This window comes from Candidatus Omnitrophota bacterium (assembly GCA_028715415.1).
Classification (GTDB): Bacteria; Omnitrophota; Gorgyraeia; order Gygaellales; family Profunditerraquicolaceae; genus JAQURX01.
Genome location: JAQURX010000001.1, coordinates 189,966 through 207,947 on the forward strand (window position 1 = coordinate 189,966; position 17,982 = coordinate 207,947).

A 17,982-nucleotide genomic window follows, 5' to 3' on the forward strand; every position below is an offset into this window, starting at 1 on the left:
TTAAGTGTTTTTATTTAACAATTCCGTTTTTACAGCTTTAAAGAAATCGGCGATCTTTTTATCCAGCTCCATTTTTATTTCAGGGGTAAGCTGTTTTTTATCTTTAATTTGTTTAATAAGTTCCGGACTTTCTTTGTATAAATATGGACAGAAGCCTTCTATATACTTTTTCAAGAACTCAACAGGAACTGCTTCTAGGATTTTTCTTTTAAAAGCGTAAAAAAGCACAATCTCTTCTTCTAACGGGATAGGATTGTTATTAGACTGCATTAATATCTGCCGCAGGGTTTCTCCGCGTTGTAGTTTCTCCGAAGCTTCTTTAGAAAGCCGGGTTCTAAGTTTTGTTAAGCGCAGCATTTCTCTGTATTGGGTATACTCAAGCCTAAGCCCGCTTCCAAGCTCTTTAATCGCTGGATACTGGACTTTGCTTCCAATACGGGAAACTGAAAGCCCGACGTCAATTGCGGGCTTAAATCCTTCCCGGAATAGCGGGGTGCTGATATAAATTTGGCCATCAGTAATTGAGATAAGATTAGTCTGAATGTACCCGGTAATATCTCCTTGTAATGTTTCAGCAATAGGCAGGAATGTCATTGAGCCGCCACCTAATTCTTTTCTCAGCTTGGCCGCTCGTTCAAGAAGCTGGGAATGCAGATAGAAAATATCTCCCGGGTAAGCTTCTCTTCCGGGTGAGCGCTCAAGGAGTAATGACATTTGCCGATAGATCCATGCATGTTTTGTTAGATCATCAAATACAACGAGTACACTTTTTCCCGCATACATAAAGTATTCTCCCAAGGCGGATGCAACGTATGGGGCAAGGTATTGTTCGGCTGCAGGAGTGTCTGCGGAAGCAGAAACGACAATCGTATATTTTAAAGCGTCTTTATCCAAGAGAGAGTAAATAACTTTTTTTAACGCTGTCTCCGGACCGCCTATCCAGCAATAAATACAAATAACATCTTTATCTTTCTGGTTGATGATAGAGTCTATCCCAATGCTTGATTTACCGCTTTGTCTATCCCCGATAATAAGCTCTCTTTGGCCTTTTCCAACAGGGATGATGAAATCAACAATTTTAACTCCGGTAAGCATAGATTCGGTAACCGGTTCTCTTTCCATTACTCCGGGAGCTTGCCTAAAAACAGGGTAAAAATCGCTTGCTGCAATTTCACCTTTATTATCTATCGGTTCGCAAAGGCTGTTAACAATCCTTCCGATAAACTTTTCTCCAACAGGGACATTAATGATCTCGGCAAGCGAGCTAACAATTTCTCCTACTGAAACTTTGTTTTCTTGCCCAAAAATAATTACATTAACATCTTCTTGGGTAAAGCCGATAACCATTCCTTTGATGCCTTGGGGGAATTGAATTAATTGACCGTAGACGCAGGAGGGTAAACCATCAATCTTTATGATGCCGTTTTTTACTTCTTTGACTGTTCCTACCTCTTTTATGTCTAATGTTGGTATGTTTATACTCATAATTAGAGGTTTAACAGCCTTTTAGGTATGGTATTGTTTTTTGTAATTTGTTCTTAAGGCTGCCATCAATAATGAATTCGCCTATCTGGATGATAATCCCTGCAATCAAATCAGGATTTATACTTTCTTCCATGGTAATGTCCTGGCCTAATTTAATTGAGAGGGTATTTTTTAAACGCGATATTTCCTTTTCGTTTAATTTAAAACATGAAACGATTTTAATTTTATTTGATTTTACGGTTATTCTTGTTTTGTCAAGGTTTTCTACTTCTTGGATAAGTTCATCAATTAGCTGATATTGCAATTGCTCATTATTTTTTCCGGTAAAAGCAAGCTTTAACATTTCCATTGAAAGCTCTAAGGCCTTGTTCTTTACGTCGGAAGCTATATTTTTGCGGATTCGTTCTATCTCATCATTCCCTTGAGTAAGTAACTTTTGTTTTTCAAGCTTTGCATCTTCTTCTGCTTTCTGGCGCAAAGAATCACAAAGCAACCTTGCTTCATCAACGATTTTTTTGGAATCAGCCCTTGCTTTATCAAATTCCGCTAATTTTAATTTTCTTGCTTCTTCAAGTTCTTTTTTTACTTGAGCTTCTCTTGCCGATAGCTCAGCCTGTAGTTCTTTAAGCCGGGTTTCCGCGTAGCCAAGATGTTTTTTATAGAGGATCCTAAGTAAGAATAGCAATCCGAAAACAGCAGCTACTTGCAGGATAATTAATTGGATAATCATAGTTATTTAAATAGGTTAAAAACAACCAAAAGTGCAATAATAGCAATTGCTTCAGCAAAAATAAACGCGATAATCATTGAGATGAGGATTTTTGGGGCTGCTGAGGGGTTTCTCCCTACAGCTTTTACTGCAGCATAACCGATAATGCCAATTACAGCCGCGGGCCCAAGTGTGCTTAAAAACATGATTAAGGCAATCGTGAAATTACGCATATTCCTCCACAAGTATTGTTAAATCGTTTCTTGACATTTTAGCAACGCCATATTTTATCATTATACGATTTTCTTTAAGAGGATCTAGTCTTAGCGTAACAAACCCGCTTCTTAGACGGCATAAAAAAGGCTGATGGAAATCTAAAACTGTAAGCTCTCCGTCTTCTCCGGGCAAGACAGCTTCTTTTATATTTCCCTCAAAAATGATTTTTCTTGTATCCATTAACGAAACATTCATTTTTTATATTATAATATTGTTTGTTGGGCGAGTAAAGATAAATTTATAAATCTATTAATGCCAGAGGGTAGCAGATAAATAGTCTTTCCAGGTAGAATTGAATTCTTCTAAAGATTTAAAGCCATAGGTTTTCTTGAATGCGCTAAACCAGTCTTGGTTAATCCCTAATTCTCTTAGCGCCCGGCAGCAATCGCCAAATTTATCTTTTCCGTATACTTTGATGAGAAAGTCTATAATGCTAGTTGATTCGGCATAAAAAATATCCGGCATTAAAACTCCTCCGCGGGACATTTTCCCAAGGTCTTCCAAAGGCAAAAATCCGGTTTTGTTGATAAGCCATTTTGCGACAAGAAGCCTGTCTGGTCTATTTTTCTTTTCTAAAAAACAGGCAACTCCCTCGTCGAGCCAAAGGGGTATTTTCTTTTTGTATCCGACAAATTCACGGAAAATGATATGGCCTAATTCGTGAGGCAGGATTGTATCAAGGAAATCTTGCATATTCATATAGGAATAAATTTCACGTTTCGTTGCGTGCACTCCACCGGTGGACCATTCCGGGTAATTCGTTTCATTTTGATAGGTTTCCTTATCTTTGTATAAATAAATCTTAGCGCGGCTATCCCAAGTCCAAAATTTACTGTAACGGATGAACCCTAGTTCTTCAGCGATATTTTTATAATAGTTTTCGGCGTGGTCAAGAATTTCATTAACATATGTTAATGAAGCATTCTGAAAGTATAAAACAAAATGTTCGCTTTTTTTGGTTTCCCAAAAAGAGGTTTTGATTTCAGCCTGGCAGGTGGAGTAAGAGATGAGAAAAATTATAGTCATTGCGAGAAGTGAGCGAAGCGAACGACGAAGTAATCTAAGACTATAATCTATGGATTTCACTTTTGGTTGGCTAAAAGAGAATTTATGATTTTGGTTCTTCTTTTGGCTTCTCTTCTTCGTTTAATATCTTATCAATATCTTTCGCTTCAAATTCCTTCTCTCCCTCTTCTTCTTTCTCGAGGGGCTCTCCAGGAGTTTCCTCTCCTTCTTTGGCAGGTTTAAAGAAAGTATCTTCTTCTTTAATGGTTTTGATTTGTTTCTGCCAGATCATGTAGAAGCTCCCTCCTAGGATGCCTAAGAATAAAACAATAATAATAATAATTTTCCAAACTGTAGATGAAGGAAAGAGCTTAACTTGATTCATGAAGCTGCGCGCTAAGACTAAGTCGGATTTTACCGAATCAAGGATTTTTAAGTTTTCTCTAAAGTCTGAGATATGGCGTTCAGGATTAGCTGGAGAGCTTAGTTGGTTTTCCTGGACTTGGTTTAATTTTGATTCAATGTTGTTTTTTAGGAAAGAGATTCTATCGGAAAATTCAGTATTTTTTAGTAAATCATAAAGTTTGTTAATTTCTGTCTTTAGAGGGGTAATTTCAGTTTCGGGAATAGTCCAGATGTCGCGGATTTCAATATCCCTTTCAACAATTTCTCCCGGTTTTAATTCATATTCACCATAGATGTAGTAGGAGCCTTGTTGAGTGTCGTAGGCAATCTCAAGGTCTCCTTTATCAACTACGTTCTCAGGCTTAGCTTCTTTGGGCAGGTATGCTTTTACAGGGACTCTTTGGACTTGTTCTTTGGATGGGTTAACAGCGATTACCTTTAAAACGATGTTGGCATAAGCTTGGGTAGAAAGTGAAATAAAAAGGCATAAAAAAACTCCTACCATATAAAATTTAAATCTTCTCATTTTGCTCCTCTTTATTTATACTCATACCAAGTCTGCGTGACTGGTTTATTGGCAATATTATCCACCATTTTCTTATTTAATTCAAGCGTTGCTTTTAATTCTTGAGACTTATTCTTTAAATAATCAATATCATTCTTTTTCTCAGCAGTGACCTGATATAGTTTTTCTAGATTAACTCCTGCATCTCCGGAAATCTGCTTGATTTCTTTTGATACGCTCTTTAACTGGCTGTAAATTGAGTCTAACACGTTAGCAGATGCAGCTGCATCTTTAACATCTTTTACTAGGCTCTTGCCTAATTGTGAGAGCGCTGTTTCAATTAAGGAGAACTGAGTTTTTAAGTTGTCTGCAACATCTCTTAAGGTTGAGATGCTTGAAGTAGCCCCCATGACCGATGCAACGTTTCCGGCTATTTGTTCAAGGTCAGCTTTGATTACTGAGATGATCATAGCATCCACCGTTCCGTAAGTAGCCTCAGAGCAAACTATTGTAAAGTCTCCTTTGCCCCATCCACCATCGAATAAGACAGGGAACTCGTATATAGCTACTTCAGAAGTAGAACTGCTAGTTATCGGTTTCATATTTCCGGTTAAAACTAATTTGTTTTCTGCATCATAGACTTGAATAGTTGGCTGAACGCCGGTATATGAACGGAAGCGGATAACCAAATCTTTTGTTGAACGAATAGTGTTATCTCTATTAAGAATTTCAGATTTTTTAATTGTAGTTACTTCTTTTTGAATCGTTTGTACTGCTGGAACGATTGTGCTCGTAGTCGTAGATAATATCTGTGAAGTATCACTCTTGACAGAGGCAACTTGAGTATCTATTTTATCTTCAATTGACTTCTTAGCTTTACCTACTTTATCCGCAATGTCATCAACCTTTGTTTCAATTGTTGTTGCTGACTGTTGTAAGCTTGTTAGTTGTGAAGTTTGCTGTGCTTGTTCAACAGCCTGTGAAATATCTATTGAGGCTCCTGAAGTATATTGTCCTGCACTGTAGTTAATAATTGCTTTTACGAAATAATGTTTTCCTGTGGCTAAACCGGTAGCTTGCCAATTAAACCAGAATATGCCTTTATTGTCACGATAATATAAGCTTCCCATTCCAGGTTCAGTAGTAGATAATGTTTTTACTAAGGTTCCATTATCATAGATTTCCAAGGTAGCTGATTTGAGGTCGTTTAAAATTTGTTGTTTGATTGTATCACTGTCAGAATCAGATGGCCCCATTAATTTTCCTCTTCTCTCTAACCATGTGGAAGCTCTTAGTGTGTCTGTAGCTGGATTATAGCTGGTTGATAATAAAACGTGCCATTCAACCTGAGCGCTTATTTCATTTTCAAGAAGAACTGTTTGTATTGTATCACCATCAGCGCGCCAATCAGCTGCGCGTGCAATGTAGCCTTTTTTGGACCATCTGGTAATATAATTTCCAGCTGGGTAGTCCCTAGTTTGAGGTGAAGATAAAAGAACAGCGTTAATGTTCGTAATATCAACTAACCATCCGGTTTGGTCTTCTTTTACTCCTAATTCGTCCAAATGTCCATGTGTATCGTAGTCAACAACGTCCCAAGTGATATGGTAATAGTCTGCTTTGAATTCAGGAGATTCAATAAAAACTGTAGGATCATTTGCATTGGTTATTTTAAATCTACAGTGTTCACTCCTTGGTTCCGGAATTGTCATATTGCATTGGCCTGCTGTAGCGCCAGTATTATTGATTGTTACGGTTTTAGTATTATCCCATGAGGTACCATTAAAATATTCAAATATAACCTGTGAGATACTGCCTTTTGTAGTCCAAGTAAACGTCTCTGTTTTTCCTACGATCTTTCTCTTTTGAGCTTCGGTATCTAAGTTAGTGATTACGAAAGCACCTTTAAACCTTATATCATTTGTTGAGCTAGCAGTAATATCGGCCCTTTCGTTGTTATTTTGGTCAATCATTGTTACTTTGATGCGTATTTTGCGGCTAATTAATACATCATTTGGAATCGTCCAAGAGAAACTATTAGTTTGGTTAGGTGCACAGTCAATAGTAGCAATAGGATATGTGATTGCAGGAGTATCTGATTCAAAATATGAAAGGCGTACTTTATTCAAGGATAAGCCTTTTGTTCTCCACTGAATAGGAAGTATTTCTCCAACCTCATATTCTGTTTTTGCTTCTGTTCCTAAAGGAGCAATTAGTTCAAGAGCTGGCTTAGGAAGAATAATTACGCTCTTTAGTTCAGACTTGACCTTTAAGTTTAGAGGGCCATAATTTGATAAGCCGTCCTTAGCTATTAGCTGAATTGGAATTTCTGGTTGGCCTTGTCTGCCTAATAAAGAGAATAAATCAGGTATTCCTGTTCCTCCAGGTCCGGCCCATGTGTATGAACCCATACCAGCCACATTGTCATTAGGTAAACCAAAGGCAATAGAAGTAAATGAGCCGTCCGGCGGGGTCGCTGAAGTATCAACGGTATATTGCAAAGCAATACTGTCAGGGTTGATGTAACCTTCAGTAGTCCATGTTATTGTTGGCTTCTCTCCAACTGCCCAATATACTCCTGTGCCAGAAGGATATGTAAGATTTATAAGCGGAATACCTATTTCAAAGATTTCTTCGTTGCTTGTTTCCCCAAAGGCGTTAGGTTCATCGGATTTCCACTTAACGTTATCAGTTATCAAGATTTTACAATTATTAGATGGAATGGTATTCTTCTGAATATCCCAAAGGAAAGTCCCTGTGTTGCTTAAATGAAGAGCAACAGGTGAACCGTCTTTATTAAGAATATCTTCATAAGGCCCTCCATTAACTGAATATTGAATTCTTAAGTCGTTGTGTGTAACTCCTCCATTATCATGCCAAAGAATAGGGTATTGTTTTCCTATGCGTAGGCAGTTTGTGCCTCTTTGTACATGGTTTGGTGAGTCTATGAATAACTGTGGTTTAGGAAGCACAATAAATGGTTGTTCAGTGTCTCCAAATACTTTGTAGTTTGTGCCTGCTCCTAATCCCCAATAAATATCGTTAACTCTTACTTTTACTAACCCTTGAGCTTCAAGTGGCAAAGTCCAATTTATCGAGGTAGTTGTTGGCCCCCAATATTCAGGATGACCTGGATCATATGGGACTGGTGGATTAATAGTTTGACTAGTTATAAAATTATCTTTTGACCATTGGACTATGAAAGGTCCTCTTAATTTACCAAGCGAAGTCCAATTGATAGTTCTAGTTTCTGTTACTGTCCATGGCTGGTTGCCATCAATTCTGGAGACTGTTATTACAGGGTATAGGATAGAGAATAGCTTTGATTCTCTTTTGTATTCCGTTGGTATGCTTGGCAATTCTATAGGCCTTTTAATTACTATATAGGCGGTTCCTGGAGAATAGGTGTCACCTACTGTCCAGTCAAAAGAACCTTCAGAATTCAATGGCCCGCCAGTATCAATGTTATGCCAATTTGTTCCATCAGTATAAGTTAGCACAACTCCATCTGGAATGTAACCTGCTGTAGTCCATTGAATTGTGTAAGTATCACCCATGTATAGAGTTTCAGAAGCAGCATCCGGATTCGGTTTAATAAAAACAAGCACAGGCTTACCAACTCTGAAATTAATTTCTTTAGATGCGCCTGAACCTCCATCTGCTATTGGGTCATAAATTCTGATAGTTGCTTTATCATTTTGATCATCAGGATCGTTAGGTAAAGCATCAGTTGGGACCATCCAGTCAAAACTCCCCTGGTCTGTATCTAGAATGCTGGAGCTTGTAATGGGGTTGTGAATAGCAGTGAATTCGTTGTTCGTTCTATTTCTCCATTCAAAAACCAGTTTCTTAATTGCTTTTTGTGCTCCTCCAGTTGTTTGCCAAGATATTGGATGGCCTGTTGTTCCGACGACCCATGAGTCGTTTGTAGTCGGAGAAACAATAGTTATCGTTGGTTTTGTAATTGTAAAGTTGCTATTTGATGGATCGGATACATCCTCGGGTAGCCAAGAAGTATCAACAATTTTTAGTTTAACTTGCTGCAAGGAGTTTTGTCCTTCAGGAACGATATCTCTTGGAACTTGCCATGGAAGCGTGCATTGTGAATAACCAACCTCATCTACTTTTACAATATCCCCATTATTAAGGTTAGTTATTTTTATCCATGAGCCTGCGGCTCCACCGTTAGTTGAGTAATAGAATTCCAAAGAGTCATTTTTGATGGCTCCGATATTGCGCCATACAATATTATGGGTTCCATGAGCATACCAAGTTTCTGTGCCATTTGGAACTTGTAAAGCTATGTGTGGAGTACCGAAGCTTAGTTTTCCGGATAAACCAGATACTTTTGGTGTAGAAGTAGGAGAATCTTTAATTTCGACTTTTATATAGGCATTAAAAGTTTGTGTTGTTGGAATTTGGAGATATGTTGAACCAGTATTATCTATTGCTGCTAGAGGACAAGTCCAAGGCCCATTCTCTCCGGCTGTTGAATAATAAATGTATGTTTTACCTGAATAATCAGGCCCGGGTGTACCTCCAATCTTAATAAAGTTATTACCGAAAGTTTCCCATTTGATTTCATATATTTTACCCATAGTTAAGGTTGCGCCGTCAGTTTGGTCAGGCGGGCTAATGATGTTTAATTTTGGCAGATTAAGGATTTCAAATGGCCCTACAGAAGTTTGAGGCTTTCCTTGTAGGGTGGTTGTGCTCCCGTTTTCTCCTTCATCTGTTATTCTTAACCAAACATTTTCACCAACAGCTTCAAGAGGAATATTTGTCCATGTATATTTTCGCTCTACATTTGAAACATCGCTATCGATAGTTGTCCAGGTGCCGTTAATTCCATTAGTTGAATCAATAGAATAGTCAATTTTTAGATAGTTACTTATTGTTCCGCTTGTGCTCCATTCAATAATATTGGTGTCTCCCTTAACCCATTTTGTAATAAAAGGAGATGGTGAGCTTATGCTTATTGTAGGTTTGTTTACATAGAAATCAATAGATTCTCCGGTACAAGGATTACTTTCAATTGTTCTTGCCCCATTTTGAGCAACTCTATTAGACAATGCCGTGCCAATAACCTGAACTCTGACAGGTAAGTCTATTCTTGGAGGAATTGCATCTAAAGGAACAGTCCATGTATAGCTTCCAATCGTAGAAGAATTTGGAGTAGGTCCGACAGTACCTATAGGAATAGGAGTAGGAGTAATATCTCCATAAGAGGTTTCTTCAGCTGCGTTATATTTTAGATATTTTAGAGTAACATTAGGCCCAAACATTTTTTGGTTCGTTGCCCAGTTAATTACTAATGGCTCTCCTGCTCTTATTGCTGTTAAGCCTTGCGGAAGAGTTACGGTAATATTAGGGGCTGGAACAATGGCAAATGATCCGTTTAGGGTATCAATTATGGTTGCTCCTACGCTATCCCAATATTTCCCCGCGTCTACAGGTGAGAATATTTTAATCTGGCATTCATTGGATATTGTTGCAGGTATAGCCCAGCTTTTGTTTCCGCTGGCAGCGTCTAAGTTTGCACCAATAAATGTCCAGGTAGAAAAGACGTTTTGAGCGTTTTTATATCTATAATATATTGAAAGAGGATGTATTTCTTTTCCCGGAGGTAAAGGCGGTAATCCATAAACATCCCAGAGAATGAAGTTTTCTTTCCCTGCTTCCCAGATATCGCCGTTTATCGGAGAGGTTAATTTTAATGACAGGACTCTTAAGTCTGTTGGAGAATCCGCGACAATGTGGTCAAAATCATTAGAAGTTATTCTTATGCGAGATTGCTCTGAAAGAATTAAAGGAATAGTTGTCGCATCCGAAGGCACTGTCCATGTCAATAAACCATTGTTGGGTGCGTTTTCGGCGATTGTATAGTAATCATTTTTATCTAGACGATGAAGTTGAATTTTAACCGTGTTAGTTGCTCCATTAATTCCATCAGAATTCCAGGTTAGATCATAAGTAGAGCCAATATTTAAAATAGATACAGCTGCTCCGGTAGAGTTTAATTTTACAGCATTAACTGTAAGATAAGGGTTCACATATTCAATAACTAAGTTATTTAATACAGGTTTTTCCTGGCCGTCAGAATACAGTATTGCTTTGTATTGAAGGTATCTGGTGTTATGCGCTTCTGTATGGGCTGAATTAATAATTGTATAATAATCCGGTAGCTTAGAGTATGCTGGGTTAACTGGGGTAGAGCCGGTTTGATCGGTATAGAAGGTTAAGTCTCCTCCGAGAGTTACACTAGCTGAAGCTAATCTTGGAGTAGCTTTTCCGTCTCTAGAATGTAAAAATGCGCGGTAATAAAAATCTCCGGAATTAAAACCCGCAATATCTCGTTGGAATACGGTTAATCTTGCAGGAGTGATTTCTGTGGCGAGATTGGCTTGGGCATATCCGCCAGTTGTGGCTAATTGCCAAGCTGCCCCTGTCCAGTAATACCACTGCCATCCGTCGCGGGAAATCTGGTATTTAATTTCAAGTTCATCGCCTGTTCCCGAAGGTATGTCTTTTACCGGATTAAACGAATCAATCTTGACTCCCTTATTTAAGTTGAAATCATAATTGTAGTATACGCCCATTACCGGTTGAATGCATGGGTTATCAGTGGAATATCCATAGTTAACATTTGAGTAGTCTTGTTCGCTCATATAGGTTAAAGATTGGATTATGTCTGTAGCAGTTCCAAAGTTATAATTACTTCTGACTTCCTCTTGTGTTAAAGCTCTGTTATAAAAACGAACTTCATCAAGCCTTCCGTTTAAATAGCCCCACGAACTGCCAAAAGTATTACCAGAAGTGTAGCCGTTAGCAAAGCCCAGGCCTAGAGGAGCATTAGTATTTAATGCGTATTTTGCTCCAGATCTTGAATTAACCAGTCTGCCGTCTAAATACATTTTAGAATTGCGTTGGAAAGCCTGGGCTGTGTTTCCGTTATAAATCACTGACAAATGGTGCCAAGTGTTTAAGGAAGGCAAAGTTGTGCTAATCGTGTATTCAGTGCCATCTTTACAACCTAAGTAGAAATATAAATAGCCATATGCGCTTCTTACAAAGAATCCCCAGTATCTGCCGTTTAAGTCGTTATAATAATCGGCTTTTCCAATTAGAACTCCCGGTTTATTGCTTTTTAACAAGAACCATAAATCAACTGTAAAGTCTGTGTTAAAGTTTTGTTCACTGTTTGGAGGAGATACTATTGAACCGAAGTTATCTGCTTGGGGTATTGAGCCATACGTATTGATTCCATTAAGGTTTAAACAGTTGCCAACCTTGCCCGGCAGCCATGAGCCATTTACTATTCCTTCGGTTGAGCCGGTGTATATTTTACCGTTATTTAGAGTATCTTCAGAAGAATCTTTTACTAATGTTGAATTCCCCTGTCCGTCTTCAAAAGACCAATATCCAATTAAATTAGTAGCATTAATAAAGTTATTCAATGAAAAATTAGGTGAAGCAGCGCTAAGGTTACCATAATAAAGATATATTCGTTGTGTATTCTTAAAAGAAAGCAAATAAGGTATTTTGAGATAGAAAGAAGCGGTTTTATTTACGGAATCAAAACTGATAACCTTATATTTAAGTTCTTGATATCCGTCAGAAAATCTTAAGTCTGCTCCATCCGGGCGAGCCTGATTATTAGTAACGCGTTGCCAAAAAGTCGGATTGCTTGAAAGGTCCATTTTCACTAATCCTACCCAATCTTTTCTATCCTGTAAACATGAATATGAGATTTCAATCGGTTGCCTGTATGACCAGCCGCTGGTAAATAAGGAAATCTGATTAGAGTTTGTATCTACTGTGGAAGTAGGGTTTGGTGAAACATATTTATGGAATTCTTTGTGAGCTTGAATTTCAATTTGAGTTAAGGCTTTATCGTAAAGCCGAACTTCATCCATTATACCGTTAAAACAGAGGTTGCCCGCCGTATCTGCGCTTAGCCAGAAATTGGTACTATTTGAAATATCTCCTAATGGGTTGCTGCCGCTTACTAAATTAAATGCAGCTCCGTTTGGCAAGCCATCAACGAAAAATCTTCCTGTATTAGTGCTGCCATCTCTTGTGATTACCAATGCGATGTGATGCATATTGCCATCATTTATGTTGTTTGGGCCGATAGATGAGATTATATTAGTTCCGTCATACATTTTAAGTGCGGGCCTACCTTGTTCAACACCAAATACAAATCCTTTGGTTGAATCGTATTTTCTTGCAATTGTTCCATATAATGCAGAGGTTTGGATCCAAGCTTCAAGGCTAAAGCTTTGGTTAAAATCAAAGTCTTCCCAATCGCGGTTTAGAATTGTTCCATACCCTTCGCAATCAACATATTGATTTATCCCATTAAAGCTTAAGGCTTTTCCAATTTTTCCCGTAACCCAAGGAGAGTTATTATATAATCTTCCAGAATTCTTCCCTGTTACATCTATGATTGTATTTCCCGCACCTTCTTCAAAATCCCAATAAGCAATTAAATTAGCGCTATCTTTGTGAACATCCATTGTGCGGCTAAAGTTGCTTTCTGCGTCTATAATTTTATTTCCATAATACATTTTTATGTTGGTTATGCCTGTAGGCAGCGTCGGCATATTTACCCAGATTACTGCGTTATTGGAAGGGTGCCTATATCCTCCATATGTAAATGATTCAATGTAATATTCTAATCTTTCTCCGTTTGCATCAACAAACTTGATGTCATCTCCTTTGATCTGAGCGTAATCCCAGTAATTATACAAAGAACTGTTGATATTTACACGGACTTGATAACTATCCAGTTCATCTCCTGTATTATTTATCTGAATATTCTTCCAGTAAAAAGCAGGTTTTGTTATTACTGCTCCTCCAGTTGGGGCCAGATTGATGTTTTTGTCCATTGCATAGTCAACTACATTAGTAAAATCGTAATTAAATATTTGGCTGGTTAGTGATGGTCCTTTCCATTCTCCCCAGCTTATGCCATCAGTAGAAGATCTTAATTGGAATCTAACATCGGTTCCGGGCAATAAGCTTTCGCCCCAGTTTACCTTTAAGGCTCTGCTATTATCTGAGCCTAAGTTATAAGTGTTTGAAGTAATCTCTTGTTGGGCAACCGGGTATCGTGTGTAGTCTAGTTCAAGTTTGTGCAAGATTGGTACTTCGGTACTGTTGTTGCTGCTAAAGTTGAATTTATATTGGACGTATTTATCTTTTGATTTTGCAGAAGCAGCGCTATTTATATTAGCTGTATATTTAGTCATGCCATCAACTACTTGGGGTGCCGAAATCTGCCTAAGGTCTATAGTTTTACTCCAGGCAGTCGCGTTACTCATGTTAGATTTATCGCTTGTCCTTATGGATGGGCTTATTGATTGCAGGCCATTTGTAAACCATCTAAATTGCCCCCAGTCCGCATGTTTTCCAATTTCTTTTACGCTTGATATATAATCACCAAATGAAAAGGCGTATAGTTTTAAGAAATCATATCTGCTTTGCCCTCTTAATGCATAGAAATATTTTCCTCCAGGGCAGGCCAGGGTTCCGGGAGCTTTTATTCCAACCGGTAAATTAGAGAATTCTGACCAGGTATTATTCACGAAATCGTATCTTAATACAACAGAAGAAGAATAATCTTGGTTATAGTTTGTGCCTTGTAAGACATAAAAGTAATTTCCAAATCCCGGATAAATTAATTTACTGTTGTTATTATAAAATACCGCAGGAGCAAGTGCGAATTCTCCCCAGGCAGCGGGCCCGGCAAGATTATCTTTTGTAGTGTCAAATTTATATATCGTTGGAGAATTTGCGCCTCGCATTACCCATATGTAATTACCAGAGCCCGGATAAACCATACTAGCTCCCCAGCCTATTGTATCTGGGGTTGTGCTAAATAATGTCTGCCAGCTGTCATTTATCAAGTTGTATTTTAATACCGTTGTATTACCGCTGGGCAATGCATAAATAGAGTCGTCTTTCCATACTAAGGAAGCGCCATAACTCCATGATACCGGAGAAGATCTTTTGCTTTCCCATGTATTATCTGCTATTGAATAACGGTAAAAACCAGTTGAACTGACTCCTTGTGCAACATATATATAAGCGTTTCCTTGGAATTCTGCTATTGTCATAACAGGTGACCAGTTGCTTAAGTCAAAATTCGGGGTTTCCAAATTATCCCATATATCCGTTTCTGTATTATAGCGTAAAAGTTTTGTTCCCGAGCCTGTATAGTTTAATACAAAGACGTATCCTTTGTAACCAATTGCAGCGCTTCTGTAGCTTAATAGTTCTGGAATCCCTTGAGGTTCGTTCCATTTGTTATCATTTGGAGAATAGCAGTAAAAACGGTCATATTGAGGATTGTAAACATAAAGCATTTCTTTTGTTCCTCCCTGTCCGTCATCTACTGTTGCTGATACGATTGAATGGGCTGAACCATTAGAGTCAGTATTGTTAAAGGGTAGTTTAGCTATGTTTTCCCATTGTTTTGAAGTGTCTGCTTCATTAAAGTTATAACGCATTAAATAAGACGCAGGGTCTCTTGGGATACAATAAAGATATCGTCCATCATCTGGCGATGTTGAGTAAAAGAGAACTGCGCCAGTGTTTGCTACCACAGCTTCATTGTCTACGGAAATCATACTCTGGGAAGAAATGTTTGAAGTTGGGTTAGGCATACTCATTTCAAAGAAATTTGTGTCAGTTTTATCTGGGTTAACGAAGAAGAGCCTTGGTAAACCATCTTTGTTAAGGCCATATGTTAAAACATTGCTTCTGTAGAAATTTTGAGTAAAAGGTAAGGTCATGATTTCAGACCAGTTTCCGGAAACAGTATCAAATTCGTAGAATTTATTTCTATTTGTTTTAAAGTTGCCCACTCCGGCAAAGAACAATGATTTTCTTTCGGGGCAATATATAATTTGAGTTCCAAGGGCAAAAGTTTCCGGGCAGCTGTTTGCAGTAAGGCTCCATGTTTTAGTGTTTAAATTATATTTATATAATTTATTTGTGATCCTGCCTCCAGTTGCATAGATTGTGCCTAAATCTCCTTGTGTACTGCTTGGTACATACTCTATTTTGGAGCCATTAATTTTAAAAGGAGTGCGGATAATATCTGCCCAGCGCCCCTTAGCAACAGAATACACCCAAATTATATCTGTAAGAGTATTAGTTGCGTAAGGGCCATAACAAACATAAATATTTTTTTGGCTATCAATTGCTGTATTCCCCGTGCGATATCCTCCCATAGGTGTATAATCCATTAATGGGTCGCTCCATGCAGAAGCGAATAGATCACCGGAATTTACAAAATCAAAATCAAACTTATAGAATGATGGGTCTGGGTATGGAAGTGTATACAAACCTTTGTAATCACCTGTTGCTACATGGCAAAGTCCCATGCGATATTGGGAAAATGGAGTAGCCCCGGCAGAGGTCTTGATTAGTTCGTTCCATGTTCCTTGAATGTCCCCAAGAGAGCCGGCTTCCAGGCAATATCTAGCCCAGGTAAAGCCGTGTTGTTCGTCGGCATGTCCGGAGAAAGCATAGATGTATTTTCCTTTGGTTCCTAAATCAACGTAGGTTAAACTGTTTCCTCCTGAGTAACAGGCCAAATAAACCGGAGAATCTGCCAATCTCTCCCAAGTATTAGTGGTAATGTCATATCTATAGAGTATGTAACTATCTCCATTTGTAGCGTAAATATATTGTCCACTACCCGGGTAAACTAAGTTTGTCCCCGGGGTAAAATACGGCCAAGTTGTTGGAGGGCTCGCCGGTGCTAAGTTAACCCATCCATTAGTAGTATCAAAGCGATAAAAGTCTCTTGTTCGGGAATTAGAGCTCCATTGAGTGCTCCAGTTTGTACCTCGGGTTGCATATATATAAGGAATATCCATATTTGGTGTGCCTACAGATGCAGGAACGCCAACAATACAAGAACCCGCTTCTTCATAAAATATATCAGGATCTATGCCATCGCTTGCAGAATAATTAGGCCTTTGTGCTTCAGGAAAATTGGCTAAAGTATTCCATACGTCAGATCCCGGTGTTTGTCCGATTGCATAACGATAAAAACCATTTGAACTATTTCCCGGGAAAAGATAAATATAATCAGTGTTGTTATCTCTTAAATAAGCCATTTTATTGCCTGATTCGGCTACTGTAGCAGGAGTAGAGGCCAAATTTTCCCATTTATTATTAGACAGGCTGTAGCGATAAAATTTACGTTGATTTCCGGATGGGGCATAATAAATATAGTCGCCAAAACCCGGGTAAAACATGTTTAGGTTTCTTGAATCTGTTTTATATGGTGGCGCGCAGAGCGTATTCCATCTACCCGTTGCAGTATTAAAACTCCATGGTTTTATATAGTTATAACCGGAAAAGAAAAAAGCATCTCCTGTTGAGTCGGATTGATTTGAGGTATCCGCATAGTACATGATTGCTTTATAATTGCTTTTATCTGCAGGAAGCTCTGGAAGCTGTTCCCAATCAGCAGAGCTGTTTGTGTAATCCAGCCTGTAGAAGGTTCTGTAATTCGTGACATTGTAATCATAACCACCGTCCCCTCTGAGGGTAGCAGTTCTATAGGCGCTGTTAACATAGATATATTTTCCTCTGCCGGGATAATAGAAACCAGAGTAGCTTGATATTACGTTGTCAAAAGTGTTATTTTGATAAGGCAGCGTCTTTCCTGTTCCCCATGAGTTATCTACTAAATTAAATTTATATATAGATTTATTTGCGTTTCCTGGAGTGCAGTAAATATACTGGCTTCCTTGAGGATATAATAATGTTCCTCCGTAATTTACATTAAGATCAAGTGAGGTTGAGGTGGACCAGTTAGTGCCTCCTACTGAGAGGTCGTATTTCATAAATTTAATGGTTTCTCCACCTATAGTTGCAAATAGCTTAGGAGTGGGATTGAATTGGTTTTGTTCAACATAAACAATACTCGCCCCCCAGCCGGCAGGCGCTAATAATTTTGCTAACAATACCCACTCGCCTAAGGGGTGTTCGCCATTTGGTAGTGTATAGGTATATGTTTCAAATGTACCACCTCCGCGGATGGCAAAAATTTTAGTTCCATCAGTGGCCATACTTACTCCAAGCCCCGCAGCAGCTGGTAAAGGCTCAAGCATCTCCCATTTCCCGTTAACAATATTGTATCTGCCAAAGTATCTACCATCACTTTCTCCGAATATGCAATATACGTATTCGTTAAGTTTTACATAAGCTGAATACAGCCCCGGTTGAGGTAAAGAATGAAGTGCTGACCAGTCTCCAAGATTCGTAAATGCATCTTTAGTCTCAATTTTAAGCTTTAAACCGGTTGCGCCATTCTTTTCAACGTTATTAAGAGTTCCATTAAAATCAGCAGAGCTCGTATCGGTTTTAGTAAATGTGTCAGCTAAAAGGGAAACATTGTTTCCTGTTGAGATATTGCTGGTTTTAGAAGAATAGCTTCCAGCAGGCCAGGATGATTGTGTTACAGTGGCAGCTTTGACATCTGAGAAAATACCGATTTGGCCAAAAATCAAAGCTTCTGCAAGAATTATTCTTAAGATTTTATTGAACATTTAATAGGTCCTCCCTACTACTG

Annotated in this window: 7 protein-coding genes; all 7 read right to left on the reverse strand. The window is 38.4% G+C overall.

Annotation, left to right across the window (positions count from 1 at the left end):
- The 7 genes from PHO70_00900 to PHO70_00930 all read right to left on the reverse strand — a co-directional run bounded on the left by PHO70_00900 (position 1) and on the right by PHO70_00930 (position 17,959).
- A complete protein-coding gene (locus tag PHO70_00900; GenBank protein ID MDD5431537.1) occupies positions 1-1,485 on the reverse strand; it encodes a F0F1 ATP synthase subunit alpha in 1,485 nt (494 codons plus the stop codon).
- Between the two features lie 10 nt (positions 1,486-1,495).
- A complete protein-coding gene (locus PHO70_00905) occupies positions 1,496-2,215 on the reverse strand; it encodes a F0F1 ATP synthase subunit delta (GenBank protein MDD5431538.1) in 720 nt (239 codons plus the stop codon).
- 2 nt (positions 2,216-2,217) lie between these two features.
- Positions 2,218-2,427: a hypothetical protein gene (locus PHO70_00910; GenBank protein ID MDD5431539.1), complete on the reverse strand. Its 210-nt coding sequence runs from the start codon at positions 2,425-2,427 to the stop codon at positions 2,218-2,220.
- Positions 2,420-2,665: a hypothetical protein gene (locus tag PHO70_00915; protein MDD5431540.1), complete on the reverse strand. Its 246-nt coding sequence runs from the start codon at positions 2,663-2,665 to the stop codon at positions 2,420-2,422. Before PHO70_00915 ends, PHO70_00910 begins: the two co-directional genes overlap by 8 nt.
- A gap of 54 nt (positions 2,666-2,719) precedes the next feature.
- Entirely contained in the window at positions 2,720-3,496 is a 777-nt protein-coding gene (locus PHO70_00920) for a peptidase MA family metallohydrolase (protein MDD5431541.1), read from the reverse strand.
- An 82-nt stretch (positions 3,497-3,578) separates the two neighbouring features.
- Positions 3,579-4,406 carry a hypothetical protein gene (locus PHO70_00925; GenBank protein MDD5431542.1) on the reverse strand — a complete coding sequence of 276 codons (828 nt, stop codon included), beginning with the start codon at positions 4,404-4,406 and terminating at the stop codon, positions 3,579-3,581.
- 11 nt (positions 4,407-4,417) lie between these two features.
- Complete coding sequence (locus PHO70_00930) at positions 4,418-17,959, reverse strand: DUF2341 domain-containing protein (protein MDD5431543.1); 13,542 nt, start codon at positions 17,957-17,959, stop codon at positions 4,418-4,420.
- Between the last annotated feature and the right edge of the window lie 23 nt (positions 17,960-17,982).